Annotated in this window: 12 protein-coding genes and 1 other annotated feature; of the genes, 8 read left to right on the top strand and 4 right to left on the bottom strand. The window is 39.2% G+C overall.

The features are described from left to right. Positions 1-5: 5 nt before the first annotated feature. The 3 genes from AC4G3O_RS15400 to AC4G3O_RS15390 all read right to left on the bottom strand — a co-directional run bounded on the left by AC4G3O_RS15400 (position 6) and on the right by AC4G3O_RS15390 (position 3,747). Complete coding sequence (locus AC4G3O_RS15400; protein WP_140462244.1) at positions 6-1,223, bottom strand: NAD(P)/FAD-dependent oxidoreductase; 1,218 nt, start codon at positions 1,221-1,223, stop codon at positions 6-8. A gap of 193 nt (positions 1,224-1,416) precedes the next feature. Beyond that, entirely contained in the window at positions 1,417-2,976 is a 1,560-nt protein-coding gene (locus tag AC4G3O_RS15395) for an esterase/lipase family protein (RefSeq protein WP_491136434.1), read from the bottom strand. Positions 2,977-3,477: 501 nt separating this feature from the next. Next, a complete protein-coding gene (locus tag AC4G3O_RS15390) occupies positions 3,478-3,747 on the bottom strand; it encodes a DUF1292 domain-containing protein (protein ID WP_066108697.1) in 270 nt (89 codons plus the stop codon). A 180-nt stretch (positions 3,748-3,927) separates the two neighbouring features. Between AC4G3O_RS15390 and AC4G3O_RS15385 the strand changes: the two genes are divergently transcribed. Next, positions 3,928-4,941 carry an LLM class flavin-dependent oxidoreductase gene (locus AC4G3O_RS15385; protein WP_066108694.1) on the top strand — a complete coding sequence of 338 codons (1,014 nt, stop codon included), beginning with the start codon at positions 3,928-3,930 and terminating at the stop codon, positions 4,939-4,941. 302 nt (positions 4,942-5,243) lie between these two features. Continuing rightward, positions 5,244-6,059, top strand: coding sequence for a GNAT family N-acetyltransferase (locus AC4G3O_RS15380; RefSeq protein WP_140462245.1), 816 nt, complete (start codon positions 5,244-5,246; stop codon positions 6,057-6,059). 118 nt (positions 6,060-6,177) lie between these two features. Here AC4G3O_RS15380 and AC4G3O_RS15375 read toward each other — a convergent pair whose 3' ends face one another. Then, positions 6,178-6,987: an SDR family oxidoreductase gene (locus AC4G3O_RS15375; RefSeq protein ID WP_140462246.1), complete on the bottom strand. Its 810-nt coding sequence runs from the start codon at positions 6,985-6,987 to the stop codon at positions 6,178-6,180. A gap of 434 nt (positions 6,988-7,421) precedes the next feature. Between AC4G3O_RS15375 and AC4G3O_RS15370 the strand changes: the two genes are divergently transcribed. The 6 genes from AC4G3O_RS15370 (at position 7,422) to ilvN (ending at position 15,958) form a co-directional block, all read left to right on the top strand. Then, complete coding sequence (locus tag AC4G3O_RS15370; RefSeq protein ID WP_490551068.1) at positions 7,422-8,771, top strand: APC family permease; 1,350 nt, start codon at positions 7,422-7,424, stop codon at positions 8,769-8,771. A 180-nt stretch (positions 8,772-8,951) separates the two neighbouring features. Beyond that, positions 8,952-10,685, top strand: a complete 1,734-nt coding sequence (locus tag AC4G3O_RS15365) for an ABC transporter ATP-binding protein (protein ID WP_491136460.1) — start codon at positions 8,952-8,954, stop codon at positions 10,683-10,685. Beyond that, positions 10,675-12,531, top strand: a complete 1,857-nt coding sequence (locus AC4G3O_RS15360; protein ID WP_066108683.1) for an ABC transporter ATP-binding protein — start codon at positions 10,675-10,677, stop codon at positions 12,529-12,531. The genes AC4G3O_RS15365 and AC4G3O_RS15360 overlap by 11 nt, the downstream gene beginning before the upstream one ends. Positions 12,532-12,755: 224 nt before the next feature. Further along, complete coding sequence (locus tag AC4G3O_RS15355) at positions 12,756-12,944, top strand: hypothetical protein (protein ID WP_066108679.1); 189 nt, start codon at positions 12,756-12,758, stop codon at positions 12,942-12,944. 432 nt (positions 12,945-13,376) lie between these two features. Further along, positions 13,377-13,620 (top strand) — a binding site (T-box leader). Between the two features lie 92 nt (positions 13,621-13,712). Then, complete coding sequence (ilvB, locus tag AC4G3O_RS15350; protein ID WP_491136433.1) at positions 13,713-15,443, top strand: acetolactate synthase large subunit; 1,731 nt, start codon at positions 13,713-13,715, stop codon at positions 15,441-15,443. Continuing rightward, positions 15,440-15,958 (top strand): acetolactate synthase small subunit, encoded by a 519-nt coding sequence (gene ilvN / locus AC4G3O_RS15345; RefSeq protein ID WP_066108669.1) that lies wholly within the window; start codon positions 15,440-15,442, stop codon positions 15,956-15,958. The genes ilvB and ilvN overlap by 4 nt, the downstream gene beginning before the upstream one ends. Positions 15,959-15,962: the final 4 nt, after the last annotated feature.

Raw genomic sequence — 15,962 nt, 5'->3', positions numbered from 1 at the left:
TTGGATTACCTTTCCCTCCGTTTCTGACTATATAAGTTAAAGGCTGGATGAGAACCTTTTGTGATGATATCCGTGATGATTTTAGACAAGACAGTGCTATAGACAAGTCCGTTATCTCCATAGGCAAATTGAAAATGGCAGTGTGGAAATTCGTCATATTGACCGATAAGAGGAAGTCCATCGTGTGTCCCGCCATAGAAGGCTCCAAGATAAAATTCGGGTTCAGCTTTTATACCGGGAAAGAGCTTATTAAATTCTTCAATAAGCTTCGTCTTTTTATGATTAATTTTTGAATCACGATCCTCAGGATAGATTGTGTTTTCGTCAAGTCCTCCAATGATAATCCGATTATCTGCAGTTGTGCGCATATAGATATATGGGCGTGCTGTTTCCCAAATTAATGTTTGCTTATACCATTCAGATTGCTGAAGATTTTCAACCGGTTTGGTGATAACAGCATATGAACTTGTCAGAAGACAATCCTTATCTTTTTTAAATTCGAGCCCTTCATATCCAGCAGCAATGATGACTTTTCTTGCTGTGATGGAATGATTGCGGTCTGTAAAAAATGTAGCATACTCCTTATTGAATTTTTTACCGGTTATTTTTGTATCCTCAAATATTTGTACACCCTTTTGATGGGCTGCTTGAATCAGGCCATGATTATATTTAAATGGATTGATTTCCCCATCATTATGGATATACAAGGCTGATTGCTTAGAAAATGGGTAACGCTCTTTAATTTGGCTTTCGTTAAGCAGATCGACAGGGAAGTCGTGCTTGATCAAATAATCGTATTCCCTTTGTAACTTCGTCTCTCCTTGGGGATCACTGGCATAATAGAGGCTATCCCTTCGTGTAAACTCGGAATCTAAATTTAGTTTTTTCGATGTTTCTTCAATTTCAGAAATGGCTTGCTCGCATAATTTTGTATGGTAAATGGCTGATTCTTCCCCAAAGGAATTGATCAACTCAAACAACATCTTATCTCCTAAATATTGAAGGAGGGCGGTGTTGGTCATAGTGCTGCCGGTACCAATCCTTCGTTTATCAACTACAGCCACCTTAAGTCCTTTGTCGCTTAAAAGGTATGCGCACTGTGCCCCTGAACTTCCTCCCCCAACAATAAGAACATCACAAAGTATATCTTCCTCCAACGATGGATATACAGGAGGATTAGGATAAGTTGTTTGCCAATAATATTTGCCGCTCTGCAGGTTCATAATCCGTGCTCCTTTTATAGAAGTGATTTGAAATAGAATTCCCTGCTGAAATGAAAGTATACCTGTATCAAAGTGTAAGATTATTGGATGGAGCGAGAGCTTAAAAAATATAATATGACCACTTTATAATCTGAATAAGCAAAAAAGAAACACCTCTCTTATTATAGAAACATAAGAGGGGTGTATATACACATTAATCAATATAAACAGATCTCACCAACGTGCGAACAGATTCTTTTCCGTTAGGATGCTTGGTCTTGATATCGACTGTCATATTATAGACACCTGGCTTCGGCACTTTTGGCAGTTTGGCAGAGAAATCTATTCCGTTGGTTGTCTTAGGGAGGACGGTTTGCGTCAATTCGATACCGTCTTTGTCGATTAATTTAATTGAGAAGCTAGCTGTTCCGGAATGCTTAGGGGCACGGATGGTGAAGTCCGTCAGCTCTGCTTTGCCTGTTCCGGCCATCTCCAGTTTATATATTTCCTTTTCGTTAAAGGTAGAGGCTAATAGATAGGCATCATCAGCTTCCGTTGCCTTTATTTGTACCGTCCATGTACCAGGAGTGAATTCTTTGTTATAAAAGGTATATAAGCTGGCACCGGAAAAAAGTATCTGATCGACAGTCGGCTTAGAGGCGGGGATGATGGTACCATCTGGTGAAATCAATTCGACACCTGTTGATGAGTGGGCCGTATAGATCGAGATTGTACCGGTGGTTTTTTGCGGAATATAGATCTCTTTTTTTACAAGTTGATTTTGGGCTAAGGCATCCCCATGAATATAATGAGAAGATGTATTTTGAATGGCCGATTCATTTTGCTCGGGATCGGCTGTTGATTTAATTTGTGTAACTGAGGCAGTGCGCATATAAGGCTCAATCCGCGAAAACACCTTGGAGCCCATCCGAATATTATCATGGTCAATTGAGCTGTCTGTAAACAGATGTGTACCATAGGATAGTTTGGAGCTTGTTTCAGTGACCAATCCATCATTAGCCCCGTATGAAGATAAATAGGCGCCTCCCAAGGATAGAGCGGAGAAAGCAGGTCCATGATCCGTTCCTGCCACGGTATAGTACTTATTCTTGTTTCTATTCGTATGCCCATCCGTTACAGAGCGGAATCTCGCCATTTCCCCAAGCTGCAAAGAATAGGTACCAGCATCGTTTTGGCCAAGCAAATCTCCGAGCCACCCAGCATACCAGCTATATGCCAGGTCTGCCAGCTCTGAACCACGATGTGGTGAACCTAGTGTAATAACCTTGCCGACATAGGGGTGGGCTCCATAGTGTACTAGGGCTGCTTGAGTATCTGGTCCTCCTTTGCTGTGAGCGATGATGTTGACTTTCTGGCCATTGAAGTGTCGGGAGATATCGGCTAGCATCGATGCAAGTAATTCTCCGTTCGTATACTGATTTTCCGACCCGTTTCCGGCTGCATCATAAAGCTGGACAAAGGCGGTTTGATATCCGGCTTCATACGCCTTTGTATACATATCATTCACGCCATGATATTCTGTTTCACCGTACCAACTGGTTGAACTGCCATTTTTCCCTTGGACAAAAACAATCGGAGGTTTAGCTGGATTTAAATTCGGCGGCCGTTCACCCAGGAACCATTGGCCTGGCGTAAAGGTTTCATCAGGTGGTTTCAGCTTGCCGGCTGAGGTTTTTGTAGGCAGGCTGAATGGTAAGAAAAGAAGCGCAGCTGATAGAATAACACCAATCCGTTTCTTCATCGTATCCTTCATATGATCCTCCATTCAAATCAGTCTTTTAATACAAAAATAATTTTATGATGATTAGAGGTTTCGTATTCTGAAGCAAATGGCTCAAAATGTATTAGGAATAATTATGTGTGCAAGATTCTTTGAATGTGGAAGAGGAGTTTTCTTTGGTTGATAAAACGTAGTCAGAGTAGGTTTCTTTAGATAAAAACATTTATTAAATGTCATAATGAGAGCGGTAGATACAATCTTTATCTATTTAACTATACAATCATTTTGACTTTTTTTACAATTTAAATGTGGCATACAAGCATAGAGGAGAAATACTGTTATTAAAGAAAAAATAACTAAGAGATTTTCTGTACGTGGGAAATTGAAGGATGAAAACGGAATGGGCCTTGAATGGCTGTGGATTTATGGATATTCACAGTCAACACCTAGGTCTATAGTAGATCTTGACTGAATTCACAAAAAAGGTTGTCCCTTATGCTATTAATGCATTTGGGACAACCTATTACCTGTAAATTAATGAGAGTGTTTCATATTCTCTTCAAGTACACTTGCGACCTTTTGGAATTCTTCGTCGCTTTCAATTTCGTGAAGTTCACCGTCTTCGTCAACACGGAAAAAGAATATTTCCATATCTTCTTCTGTTTCGAGTTTGATTTCTTCCACGAGTGCGGTAACAGCGTATTCTGCTCCGTCTACATCCAATGTACCTAGTACTTCAATTTCTTCTTCCTGTCCATTTTCGCCTTCTAATACAAGGATTTCTCCCACTTCAATTTTCGCCATTTGATTACTCCTTTAACGATTTACTTGTCCGCTTAGTATATCCATTATTGATAGGAAAAACAACTATTAATACCCAGGTGCGAAGCTTAGAAAAAGGATTGATCAAGCAAGAATGTTTGTTTATTGTCACTTACTTGTTACTATTAAATGGAAACTTTATGATGGAAGGATCCAAACTATATGACAAATAAAAGTATTAATATAAATGTTCCTGTTTCTGTACTAAATTTAGCCCCTATTCGCAAAGGCCAAGATGCAAAGGGAGCAATTGATTCAATGGTTGAGCTTGCACAGGCTACAGAGAAGATGGGATATAAGCGATATTGGGTTGCCGAGCATCACAATACACCTACAATGGTTAGCTCAGCCACTTCTATTTTAATTAAACATATTTTGGAGCATACAGATAAAATAGAGGTCGGATCCGGTGGCATTATGCTGCCTAATCATTCCCCATTAGTTGTGGCGGAGCAGTTTGGAACGATGGCAACTATCTATCCAAATCGCCTTAATTTGGGCTTGGGAAGAGCGCCTGGAACAGATATGATGACGGCGAGTGCATTAAGACGTTCACAGAAGGATTCCGTTTATACATTTCCTTCAGATGTGCAATCCTTGTTAACCTATTTGGGACCGGAAGAGAATCAGGGTTATGTAAGGTCGTACCCGGGTGTCGACACCAATATACCAATTTATATTTTGGGATCCTCTACGGAATCAGCTGTTCTTGCTGCTAAATTGGGTCTGCCTTATGTATTTGCAGCCCATTTTGCTCCAACTTATTTGGAAGAAGCCATCTCAATTTACCGTAATCAATTCAAGCCGTCTGAATATCTAAGTGCTCCTTATATGATGGTCTGCTTGAATGTTATTGCAGCGGAAAGTGATGAAGAGGCTGAGATAGAATCTACAACCATGCAACAATTTTTCCTAAACGTTGTTCGTGGGACAAAAAATTTGTTAAGCCCTCCAATCAAAAACATGGATGAATTATGGAATGGACCTGAAAAACAAATGGCAAAATCCATGTCCAGTGTCACGTTGCTTGGCTCAAAACAATCCATACGCGAGCAGCTAATCAGCTTCCAGGAAAAATATAATGCTGATGAAATTATGGCTGTTTCCTATATCTATGATCAAGATAAACAAAAGCGGTCCTACGAAATACTAAAAGAAGTGGTTGAAGGTCAATAATGAAAAAACAGCGCATCCGACGGTACATATTTAACCGTGAGGATGCGATTTTTTTATTAATGAATTGTGTCGTTGCAATCCTATTTGTTTCGTCGAGCTCAGTTGAAAAGTGATAACATGAAGAAGGAAATGTGGCAGTAAGGATTTTATTAAGCAACCGTATATATACATAGAATACCACTGAATAAATGGGTAATTATGTTAAAATATTCAAAAGCATAGTTTTACGAGTTCTTTGTCGGTGGATGGGCTAAATTGTATATTAAAGCATTCAATATTTTTTTGTATGGGAGTGAGGGAGAATGATTAAGCGTTTAAGCGAAAAAGATCATGATGTTTGTGTGTCTTTTATTCATACGAAGCCTTCTGAAAACTTATTTTTAATTGGGGATATTGAAGCGTATGGATATGAGGAAGATTTCCAAAAGGTTTGGGGAGAGTTTGATACAAATGGGAATCTGATTGCCGTTCTTTTAAAATACAAAGAAAACTATATCCCATATGCTGTGAATGATCTATTTGATGCCAAAGGATTTGCTGATATTATGCTGAATGATCCTGAATTTTCCATGATGTCCGGTCTAAAGGAAGTCACTGAGAATATTGAACCCTATTTACAGCAGAGACTTTTAAATAAAAGGCAAACATTTTATGCGAAATGCCAAGTTTTAAACGCTGAGGCTGGCTATGTAGATACGACAGAAGTACAGTATGCTGCACCTGATGATGCAGAACGAATTGTTGAATTGCTGCAAAATATCCCGGAATTTAAAAATTCATGTACGTCGGTAGAAGAAAAACGTAAAAGTTTAAAGGATGGTTTTTCGCGTTGTGCTTATATTACCGATAATGGGAAAGTAGTTTCATCCGCTTCGACTACAGCGGAAAATTCCTGCTCAGCTATGGTAGTCGCTGTCGCTACTTTAGGAGATTATAAGAAAAAAGGCTATGCTACGAAATGTATGGTCAAGTTATGCAAGCAGCTTCTTAGTGAGGGAAAGGAAATATGCTTGTTTTATGATAATCCAAATGCTGGCGCTATATATAAACGAATTGGCTTCGCAGATATTGGATATTGGATGATGTATAGGTTTAAGAAGGATAAATTGTCAGATTAATAGAGCGGCGATATGGAGAAGACGTAGTGGAAGGCATTCATACAAAGCACCCTGAAAGTTAAGCTTGAAACCTAATGTTCAGAGTGCAATAGAGTATTTACTATTACTGTAGGATTGTTTATTTATGTTTTGCTAGATTTGCTACAGTACCGCCATCTACGCGTAAGTCGATACCTGTGATATAAGAAGCCGCATCGCTTAATAAAAATTCTACAGCTGTTGCAATCTCTTTTGATTCCCCTTCACGACGTAAAGGTGTAATTTCAAGCATCTTCTTCATTTCTGCTTGCTTTGAGGCTTCCTGACGTCCCATTGGTGTGTTGATTGTTCCAGGAGAGAGAGAATTTATACGTGCGCCTTTTTCTCCCCATGTCCATGCCTGGTCCTCAACAATTAATTGTACGCCTAATTTAGATAAACTGTAGGCAGCCCCAGGATTCCCTTGGGCAAATTGCTCCATTGTTTCCACGGCATTTTCAGCTAACGGCTGTTTTAGTACTTCCATATAAGGGCCTTGACGGGGAGCCATATAACCGCTCATGGAAGAGATGCAAACGACCGCTGTTCCTTCCGTAGCAAGTGGAAGGAAAGCTTCTAGAATAATACCTGTCCCAACCAGGTTAACTTCTGTAATCCGTTTTGAATCTGCCATAGTAGGAGAAAGGCCTGCTGTATGAACTAATCCTTTTAATGTACCCAGCTCAGCAGCCTTATCAGCTAGGTCTGCAACGTTTTCCTTAGATGTAATATCAACGACTTGAATGTGGACATCTGTAATCCCTTTTCCAGCCAATTCCTCTTTTGTTTGAAGTAAGCGTTCATGCGAAACGTCTGCTAAAAGGACAGTCCCCTTCTTGCCGACTAATTCAGCAGTTGCTTTCCCCATTCCGCCAGATCCGCCTGTAATGACATATACTTGTTTCGTCATAGTTCCAACCTCCTTATATGATTCAATTTTAATTATAAATGTTTTTTGATTAGTGGTAAAATTTAACTATATGAAGATTCAGAATAAATTCTAAACTTTTATATAAGAGGTTAAAATATAAAACTCAAATGTTTATGTATATCCATAAAAAATAACGGTTTCAAGACTAGGTTTTGGAAAGGAAGCTAGTTTGTCATCAAGAGATATTAGAAACTAGAACACACCATACTCCTATAAAATATTGTGAGCAAATAATTAGTGAAGTAATTATTAAATAAAATAGGATAATTTAGGAGTGTATCAATTAATAAATTCAATTTTCGCTATACTAATATGATTAATAAATCAATAATTGTCTTGAATAACTTCTCTCTTTCGGATAACATTTTTAATATGTGAAATAAGGAACTTATTTTGAGAGGATTAATTAAGCCATGTCAAAACATCAAAAGAAGAACATCTATGCAGCGGGAGCTGTTTTAAAGAAAGAGATTGGTTTGAAAGAAGCCTTAACCATTGTAGTTGGGGTTGTAATTGGATCAGGTATATTTTTTAAAGCTACTCCAGTATTGGAAAGCGCCGGTTCTCCAGTTGCGGCTATTATAGCTTGGTTACTTGGGGGATTAATTACTCTTGCAGCTGCTCTGACGTTGGCTGAGATTGGCTCAGCTATACCGGAGACAGGTGGGGTATTCGCTTATTTGAAGGAGCTTTATGGAGAAAAATTTGCTTTCCTATTTGGATGGGTACAAGCGTTAATCTATATACCAGGCATTCTGGCGGCGCTATCCATCGTTTTTGCCACACAAGCAACATATTTTATGCCTATGACAGACCTCCAGCAAAAATTATTAGCGATTGGTATTTTAGTATTTGTGGCCGCACTAAATATCATCTCAACTAAACTTGGAGGCAGGATTCAGTTCATTTCTACGATAGCTAAAATGATTCCAATTATTGCCATCATTGTGTTTGGAATTATTCATGGAATGGGGAAAGAAACAGCATCGCTATTCTCGGGAGAATCTGTTCATAGCTTTACCCTAACTAGCTTTGGTGCTGCAATCCTAGGAACTTTGTTTGCCTATGAAGGCTGGGTGAGTGTTGGAAATATGGCTGGAGAAATGAAAAATCCTCAGCGCGACTTACCACGCTCTATTTTGTTTGGAATGACGATTATTATTGCAGCATATGTCCTAATAAACGTAGCCTTTTTCTCTGTTATGTCTGTTCAGGAGATTGTTTCGACAGAAAAAGTAGCAACGGATGCTGCTCTCATTCTTTTTGGAAGCGGCGGCTCAGCGATTATCTCGATAGGGATTCTAATCTCTATATTTGGTACATTGAACGGATATTTGATGACAGGTGTCCGAGTGCCATTTGCGATGGCACAAAGCAAGATCTTCCCGTTCCATCATGTTATGGGACGTGTTGAAAGCCGTACAAGTACACCGATTAATGTCTTTATTTTTGAAGTGGTCTTATCGATTATTTATATTTTATCTGGATCATTTAATACACTGTCTACTCTGGCCTTATTTGCCACATGGATTTTCTTTGTAATGGCCATTTACGGGGTTTTCATCCTTCGTAAAAAGCGTAAGGACTTAGTTCCGACTTATCGAGTTCCTTTCTATCCGTTTGTTCCGCTTGTCGGAATCATTGGTGGAGTATATATATTGGTATGTACGGTTTTTACCGATACCTTATATTCTTTAATTGGATTAGCGATTACCGCATTGGGTTATCCTGTATATCTCTATCTGAAAAAATCAAATATGTAAATATGAATACACACGGGTTTCCGATTAGGAAATTCCGTGTGTTTTTTTATCTATCTATATATAAAGCTCCTAAACTGTTTTTAAAAGGAAAGGTAAATTGGGCTTTTTACTTGTATGATTGAAAAGGTTTTAGCAAAATAAGGATGTAGTCATATGTCGGTAACGAAAAAAGGTGAAGGTATGGGGTATTTACGAAAATATATAAAGAAATATGGAGTTTTATTTACGGTTGCGATTCTATTTTTAATGGTTGAAGCCATTTGTGATTTGCTTCTGCCTACGATATTAGCAACGATGATTGATAAAGGTGTAGCAAATAAAGACCTTTCTTTTGTATTGGAAATGGGCGGAGTGATGTTAGTTGTTACGGCAGTAGGTGCGTTGGGTGCGATAAGCAGGAATATAATCTCCAGTAATATTTCGCAAAAAATGGGAGCTGAACTTCGCTCTGATTTATATAAAAAGATACAGTCTTTAAAACTCGTGCAAATGAACCGTTTTGAAGCAGCGACTCTAGTTACAAGGCTTACAAATGACGTAACGCAGGTGCAAGTATTTGTGAACGGCTTGATGAGAATTATGGTGAAGGCTCCATTGATTTGTATAGGGAGCATTATCATGGCAGTCCGTTTAAATGCTTCTATATCATGGATTCTATTAATTATTATTCCGATTGTAGCGGGTATCATTATGCTGAATCTGAAACTTAGCTTTCCTTTCTTTATCCGTGTTCAAAAAGTGACAGATCGCTTGAACGGGGGAATGAGAGAATATTTATCCGGCATACGGGTGATCAGGGCATTCAATCGTTCTAAGTTTGAGAAGGAGCGTTTTGAAGAACGGAATGATGATTTGGCAGAAACCTCTATTAAAGCTATGCGAGTAATGTCTGTATTTAGTCCTGGAATCATGCTAACCGTGAATTTTGGAATTGTGCTCGTCCTTTTAGTGGGCGGTTGGAATATAAATAATGGACAGATGCAGGTTGGACAAATTGTTGCCTATGTGAACTATATGACTCAAATCTTAGTATCTTTATCGATGATTTCAATGATATTTAATTTCTTTGTTCGGGCAAGGGTATCTGCCGGAAGGATTGGAGAAGTATTTAATACTGAGGAGCCTCCTTCAACACTTGATACATCTGGAAAAGCTATTGATAAAGAAGGTATCTTTTTTAATCAAGTTGGTTTTTCATACTTTGGAACGAAGGACTTTGTAGTAAAAGACGCTACCTTTCATGTAAATAGGGGTGAGACAGTTGGGATAATAGGTTCAACCGGATCAGGAAAGAGCAGTCTGGTTAACTTGATTCCTAGATTGTATGAACCTTCTAAAGGTGCCATTTATATGAATGGGGTAAACATTCAAATGATGGACCCAGCTTTATTGAGAGAGACTGTGGCATATGTGCCTCAGAAATCTATGTTATTTACGGGAACGATTAAAGAAAATATACTTTGGGGAAATGGGAATGCCAGTATGGAAGAGGTGGTACAGGCAGCCAAGGCAGCCTGTGCCCATACATTCATAGAGGCTTTGCCCAATGGGTATGATACTCATCTTGGACAGGGCGGAATTAATCTTTCCGGTGGCCAAAAGCAAAGATTATCGATTGCCAGAGCCCTGTTGAAAAAATCATCTGTTTTAATTCTTGATGATTCAACCAGCGCACTTGATGCGGTCACGGAGAAGCAATTAAAGGAATCATTAGGGGAAAGAACGAAAGGGTCGATGATTTTTTTGATTGCCCAAAGAATAACCTCTGTTATGGATGCCGACAAAATTATCATTATGGATAATGGGAAAATAGTAGGTATTGGAAATCATGAAGAGTTAAAAACACATAATCCGGTTTATCAGGAAATTATACGTTCGCAAATAGGTGAGGAGATGGTTAGCCATGGCAAATAAATCGGAGAATGGAAGCAAGCCCTCACAGCCGCAAATGCCGAAACCAGGGGGAAGAGGCCATGGCCATGGTGCGGGCCGATTTGCTCCTGTAGAAAAACCTAAGGATTTTACGGGAACTCTTAAACGGATTTGGGGATTTTTTGGGTCTGAAAAGAGAAGTCTGTGGATTATTTTTGGCTTTGTTGTTATTAGTTCAGCTATCAGCTTATTTGTTCCCTATTGGATTGGAAGAACGGTCGATACGATTGCGAAGGAATCAGTTGACCTGAACTTATTACATATGATGATTCTAATTTTGGCTGTGGTCTATGTAACAGATGGAATATCCAGTTTGCTCCAGGGCTGGATGATGGTCCGAGTTTCTCAGCGGGTTGTTCAATCTTTAAGAAGCAAGCTATTTCATAAGCTGCTTAAATTACCAATCGGTTATTTTGATTCGCATGCCCATGGCGATATGATGAGCAGAGTTACAAATGATATCGATAATGTCAGCAGTAGTATTTCTCAATCGACTACGCAGCTGATGGGTGGAGTCATCACAATAACGGGATCATTTATTATGATGCTAATATTGAGCCCCATTTTGACGGTTGCTGCATGTATTACGATACCATTTATGTATTTGCTGACGAAAATGATTGCTAAACGGACACGGGTTTTATTTCGGGAACAGCAAAAACATTTAGGCAAATTGAACGGACATATAGAAGAAACGATATCCGGAACGCTTATTATTAAAGCCTTTAATAGAGAAAATCAAGTGGTCGAGACGTTTGAAGAAATCAATGGTAAATTATTTGAATCAGGAAGGAAGGCACAAATCTGGTCAGGTTATTTAATGCCATTAATGAATGCAATTAATAATCTTGGACTGGCCGCGATTGCAATTGTAGGCGGTATCTTGGCTGTAAATGAAGCTGTAACGATTGGGGTGATCGCCAGTTTTGTCAGCTATTCAAGGCAGTTTACGAGACCGTTAAATGATTTGGCCAATATATTCAATCTATTTCAGTCTGCAGTTGCAGGTGCTGAACGAGTATTCCAGGTGATTGATGAGAATGAAGAGACAAAAGATGGCGAGCATGCGGTTCCACTCCGGCATTCAGAAGGAAATGTAACGTTTAAGAATGTTTCATTTGGATATGACGCAAATCACCCCATCTTAAAAAATATCAGTTTTGAAGCAAAAACGGGCAGCCACAATGCGCTAGTGGGACCAACTGGTGCAGGGAAGACAACCATTACGAATCTCTTAACCAGATTTTATGAGGTATCTGAAGGGAGCATCTTAATCGATGGGGTAGATATTCGTGATTATACAAGAGAGAGCTTAAGAGATACGTTTGGGATTGTGCTGCAGGACACGTATTTGTTTACGGGAACCATTAAAGAGAATATAAAATATGGCCGGTTGGATGCTACAGATGAAGAAATGATTGAAGCTGCCAGAACGGCAAATGCTCATTATTTTATTACAAGACTTCCAAATGGCTACGATACGATGCTTCTAGAAAATGGCTCGAATCTCAGCCAAGGGAACAAGCAGCTGCTAGCTATTGCCCGGGCAATATTAAAGGATCCAGCAATCCTGATCCTGGATGAGGCAACGAGCAGTGTAGATACGAGAACAGAGCTTGCCATACAGAATGCTATGCGTAAAGTGATGAGAGGACGTACCAGCTTTGTGATTGCACACAGGCTCAGTACGATTCGCGAGGCAGATAAGATTATGGTCATTGATGACGGCCAAGTCAAAGAGAGTGGAACGCATGAAGAATTATTACGTCATAAAGGTCGATACAGTGAAATGTATGAAAGCCAGTATAAAAATATCCAGACTTCATAATGTGAAATCCTGTGGTAATTGATCCGCAGGATTTTTTATTGAATTATATGTAAATAATATGGAAATTATATGCTACTATTAAAATAGTATTTAAGAAGGAGTTCGATTGCTTTGAAAAAAAGACGACCCTGATACTATTTGTCCTTTCATTCATCTATCTATCATTGGCCCAAGTATTAAGTTGGAATAAATACTTTGTTGTTTGGGAGGGTAAGGTATATGAAATGAAGGAAGATGAGGCAATAGATCCTCGGAAAATTGGTAAATACATAGGCAAGGTGGAGTCAATAGCAGATGACGATACCGGACAATATAAAGGGAATGGCTCTAACATATACCCTGTAGGCACTAAGTATTATAAATTGAATAATCAATCTTCTGATTCTGCCATTGCTGTTGAAATCGGTAACTAAAAATGGAAGAAAGCCGAGTTTATCCATGAAGCACCGTTCCGTTTTACCGACCTGTTTGGGAAATACTTGCCTTATACACTTTTAGCAGCTATTGTATTTATTATTTTAGTGAAATTTATACCCAGAATCAGAGTGTCACAATAAATTCCAGAGCTTATAGGCTCTTTTTTTGTGTAAAAAATAGAGATGAAATTTCATTTATTTCTTTTAATTACAAATGATATTGCGATGATAAAAATTTAAAAATAGGAAAACCGCTTAGCAAAAACAATGAAAGCGCATACAATTATTCAGAATTAATTAAATAGTCTAATAATTTAGAAAAATCAGTTGACTATGTGTCTGGAAGGTCGTATTATAAATTTCAACGAGATAACAAATTAGTAATTATTTGGATTTATAATAGTGGAACTAATAACAAGAATTTAATAAGTAGAAGCGATGATAAGGATAAGTAGTAAGTGGGCTGAACAGTTACAGAGAGCCGATGGTGCTGAGAATCGGTACTGTTTCCAAGTATGAACTCCCCTTTGAGCGTCTGTATGAACTCTCCAGTAATACAGACCGGGTTTGACCGATCAACCCGTTATCAAAAGTAAAGAGTGCATGATTGATGAAATCAATTATGAATTAGGGTGGTACCATGGAAAGGACAACAAGCCTTTTCATCCCTGCGTTTCAATTGGGAAACGTATGTGATGAAAAGGCTTTTTTATTTTTAAAAAAGACCTGGCAAATAAGCCTATCACTAAACAGGAGGTAGATTCCATGTTGGAGAAAACAGCTCTTGCTGAGAAGAAAAGCCTACAAACTGAAATAAAAATCAGCGGAGCCGAGATGTTGGTCAATGCCCTGAAAAAGCAAGGAGTGGAGGTTTTATTTGGATACCCCGGAGGTGCCGTTCTACCCATTTATGATGCACTTTATAAATCGGGATTGAAGCATGTGTTGCCAAGACATGAGCAAGGCGCAATCTATGCGGCTGAAGGATATGCAAGGATAAGTGGAAAGCCTGGAGTGGTAATTGCTACCTCTGGTCCCGGAGCAACCAATATTGTCACAGGTCTTGCTGATGCCATGATGGATTCCTTGCCTTTAGTCGTTTTTACCGGTCAGGTTGGTACAGGAGTAATCGGAACAGATGCTTTTCAGGAGGCAGATATTTTAGGAGTTACAACACCGATCACAAAGCATAATTATCAAATTCGAAATACGGCAGATATTCCAAGAATCGTGAAGGAGGCCTTTCATATTGCTTCAACAGGACGGCCAGGGCCAGTCCTCATTGATATTCCGAAAGATATGGCTCAGCTCGTAGCAATAGAAGAGGAACCTGAGACAATCCATTTGCCGGGATATCAGCCAAAGTATGAACCTAATTATTTGCAGATTAGAAGACTCGTAGAAGCAGTCAGTTCTTCTAAGAAACCCGTTTTCTTGGCTGGTGCAGGTATCCTTCATGCGAAAGCCTCAAAGTACTTACTTGAATATGCTGAGCAACAGCAAATCCCAGTCGTTAATACATTATTGGGACTTGGCAGTTTTCCTCCGAGTCATCCGCTTTACATCGGAATGGGAGGGATGCACGGAATATACGCAGCCAATATGGCACTGTCTGAATGTGACCTATTAATCAATATTGGTGCCAGGTTTGACGATCGTTTAACAGGTAATCTATCAAAATTTGCACCGCATGCAATGGTTGCCCATATAGACATTGATCCTGCTGAAATCGGTAAAAATGTTCCGACGGCTATCCCGGTTGTAGGAGATGCCAGGCATGCTCTGAAGCATTTAATCAAGCAGAATGGCAAACAGCCAGATAACGAGGGCTGGAGGAAGCAAATTCAGAATTGGCTGGAGGATGCACCATTCTATTATGACAAGGGGAACGGTCAGCACCTGAAACCACAGAGAATTATGGAAATGATTTATGAAATGAGTAATGGGGATGCCATCGTGACAACCGATGTTGGTCAGCATCAAATGTGGGCTGCCCAGTATTATCCTTTTAAGCGTCCGAATGCATGGGTAACCTCCGGAGGACTTGGCACGATGGGGTTTGGATTACCGGCTGCGATTGGAGCACAAATTGCTGAACCAGATGATTTGGTTATCTCCGTAAATGGTGATGGGGGTATCCAAATGTCTATTCAGGAACTTGCTGTTATCGCAGAACTGAACTTGCCAGTAAAAATTATCATTATCAATAATGGTTCTCTTGGAATGGTACGCCAATGGCAGGAAATCTTTTATGAATCCCGATACTCAGAAAGTGTATTTCGTTCCCAGCCCTCCTTCAGCAAGCTGGCTGAAGCTTATGGAATAAAGGGATTCGATATCTGGACGGAGGAAGAAGCTGAAAGGGTATTTAACGAAGAATTTAGTAAAGATAGTCCAGTACTAATCAATATTTTTGTAGAACCTAAAGAAAATGTATACCCAATGGTTGCACCTGGAAAGGGAATTAATGAAATGGTAGGGGTGAAGAAAAATTGAAAAGGATCATCACTTTAACCGTTCTAAACAGACCGGGTGTCCTTAACCGGATTACCAATTTATTTACGAAACGAAATTATAACATTGAAAGTATTACGGTAGGGCAATCCGAAATGGAGGAGAGAGCGCGAATAACTTGTGTTGTAAACGTCGAATCCGTGCAAATTGCAGAACAAATTACCAAACAATTAAATAAACAGATTGATGTCATAAAGGTACAGGACATAACAGATCAATCCGTTGTAGCCAGGGAGCTTGCGTTAGTAAAAGTAACAGCCACTCCCCAATCGAGAAGTGAGATTTACTCACTCATTGAGCCTTTTAGAGCTTCGGTTATTGATATTGGCAAAGAAAGTCTTGTGATTCAAATAACCGGTGAATCAAATAAAATAGAAGCTTTTATCGAATTAGTCAAGCCGTACGGAATTAAGGAATTAGCTAGAACAGGCACTACCGCTTTTGCCCGCTCCACTCAAATGGGCAACCAGGGAACAAAGAATTATTCAATTGTCTAAATAA

It is taken from the genome of Bacillus sp. z14 (2026), from assembly GCF_058313575.1.
This window is presented reverse-complemented; position numbering and strand designations above follow the sequence as displayed.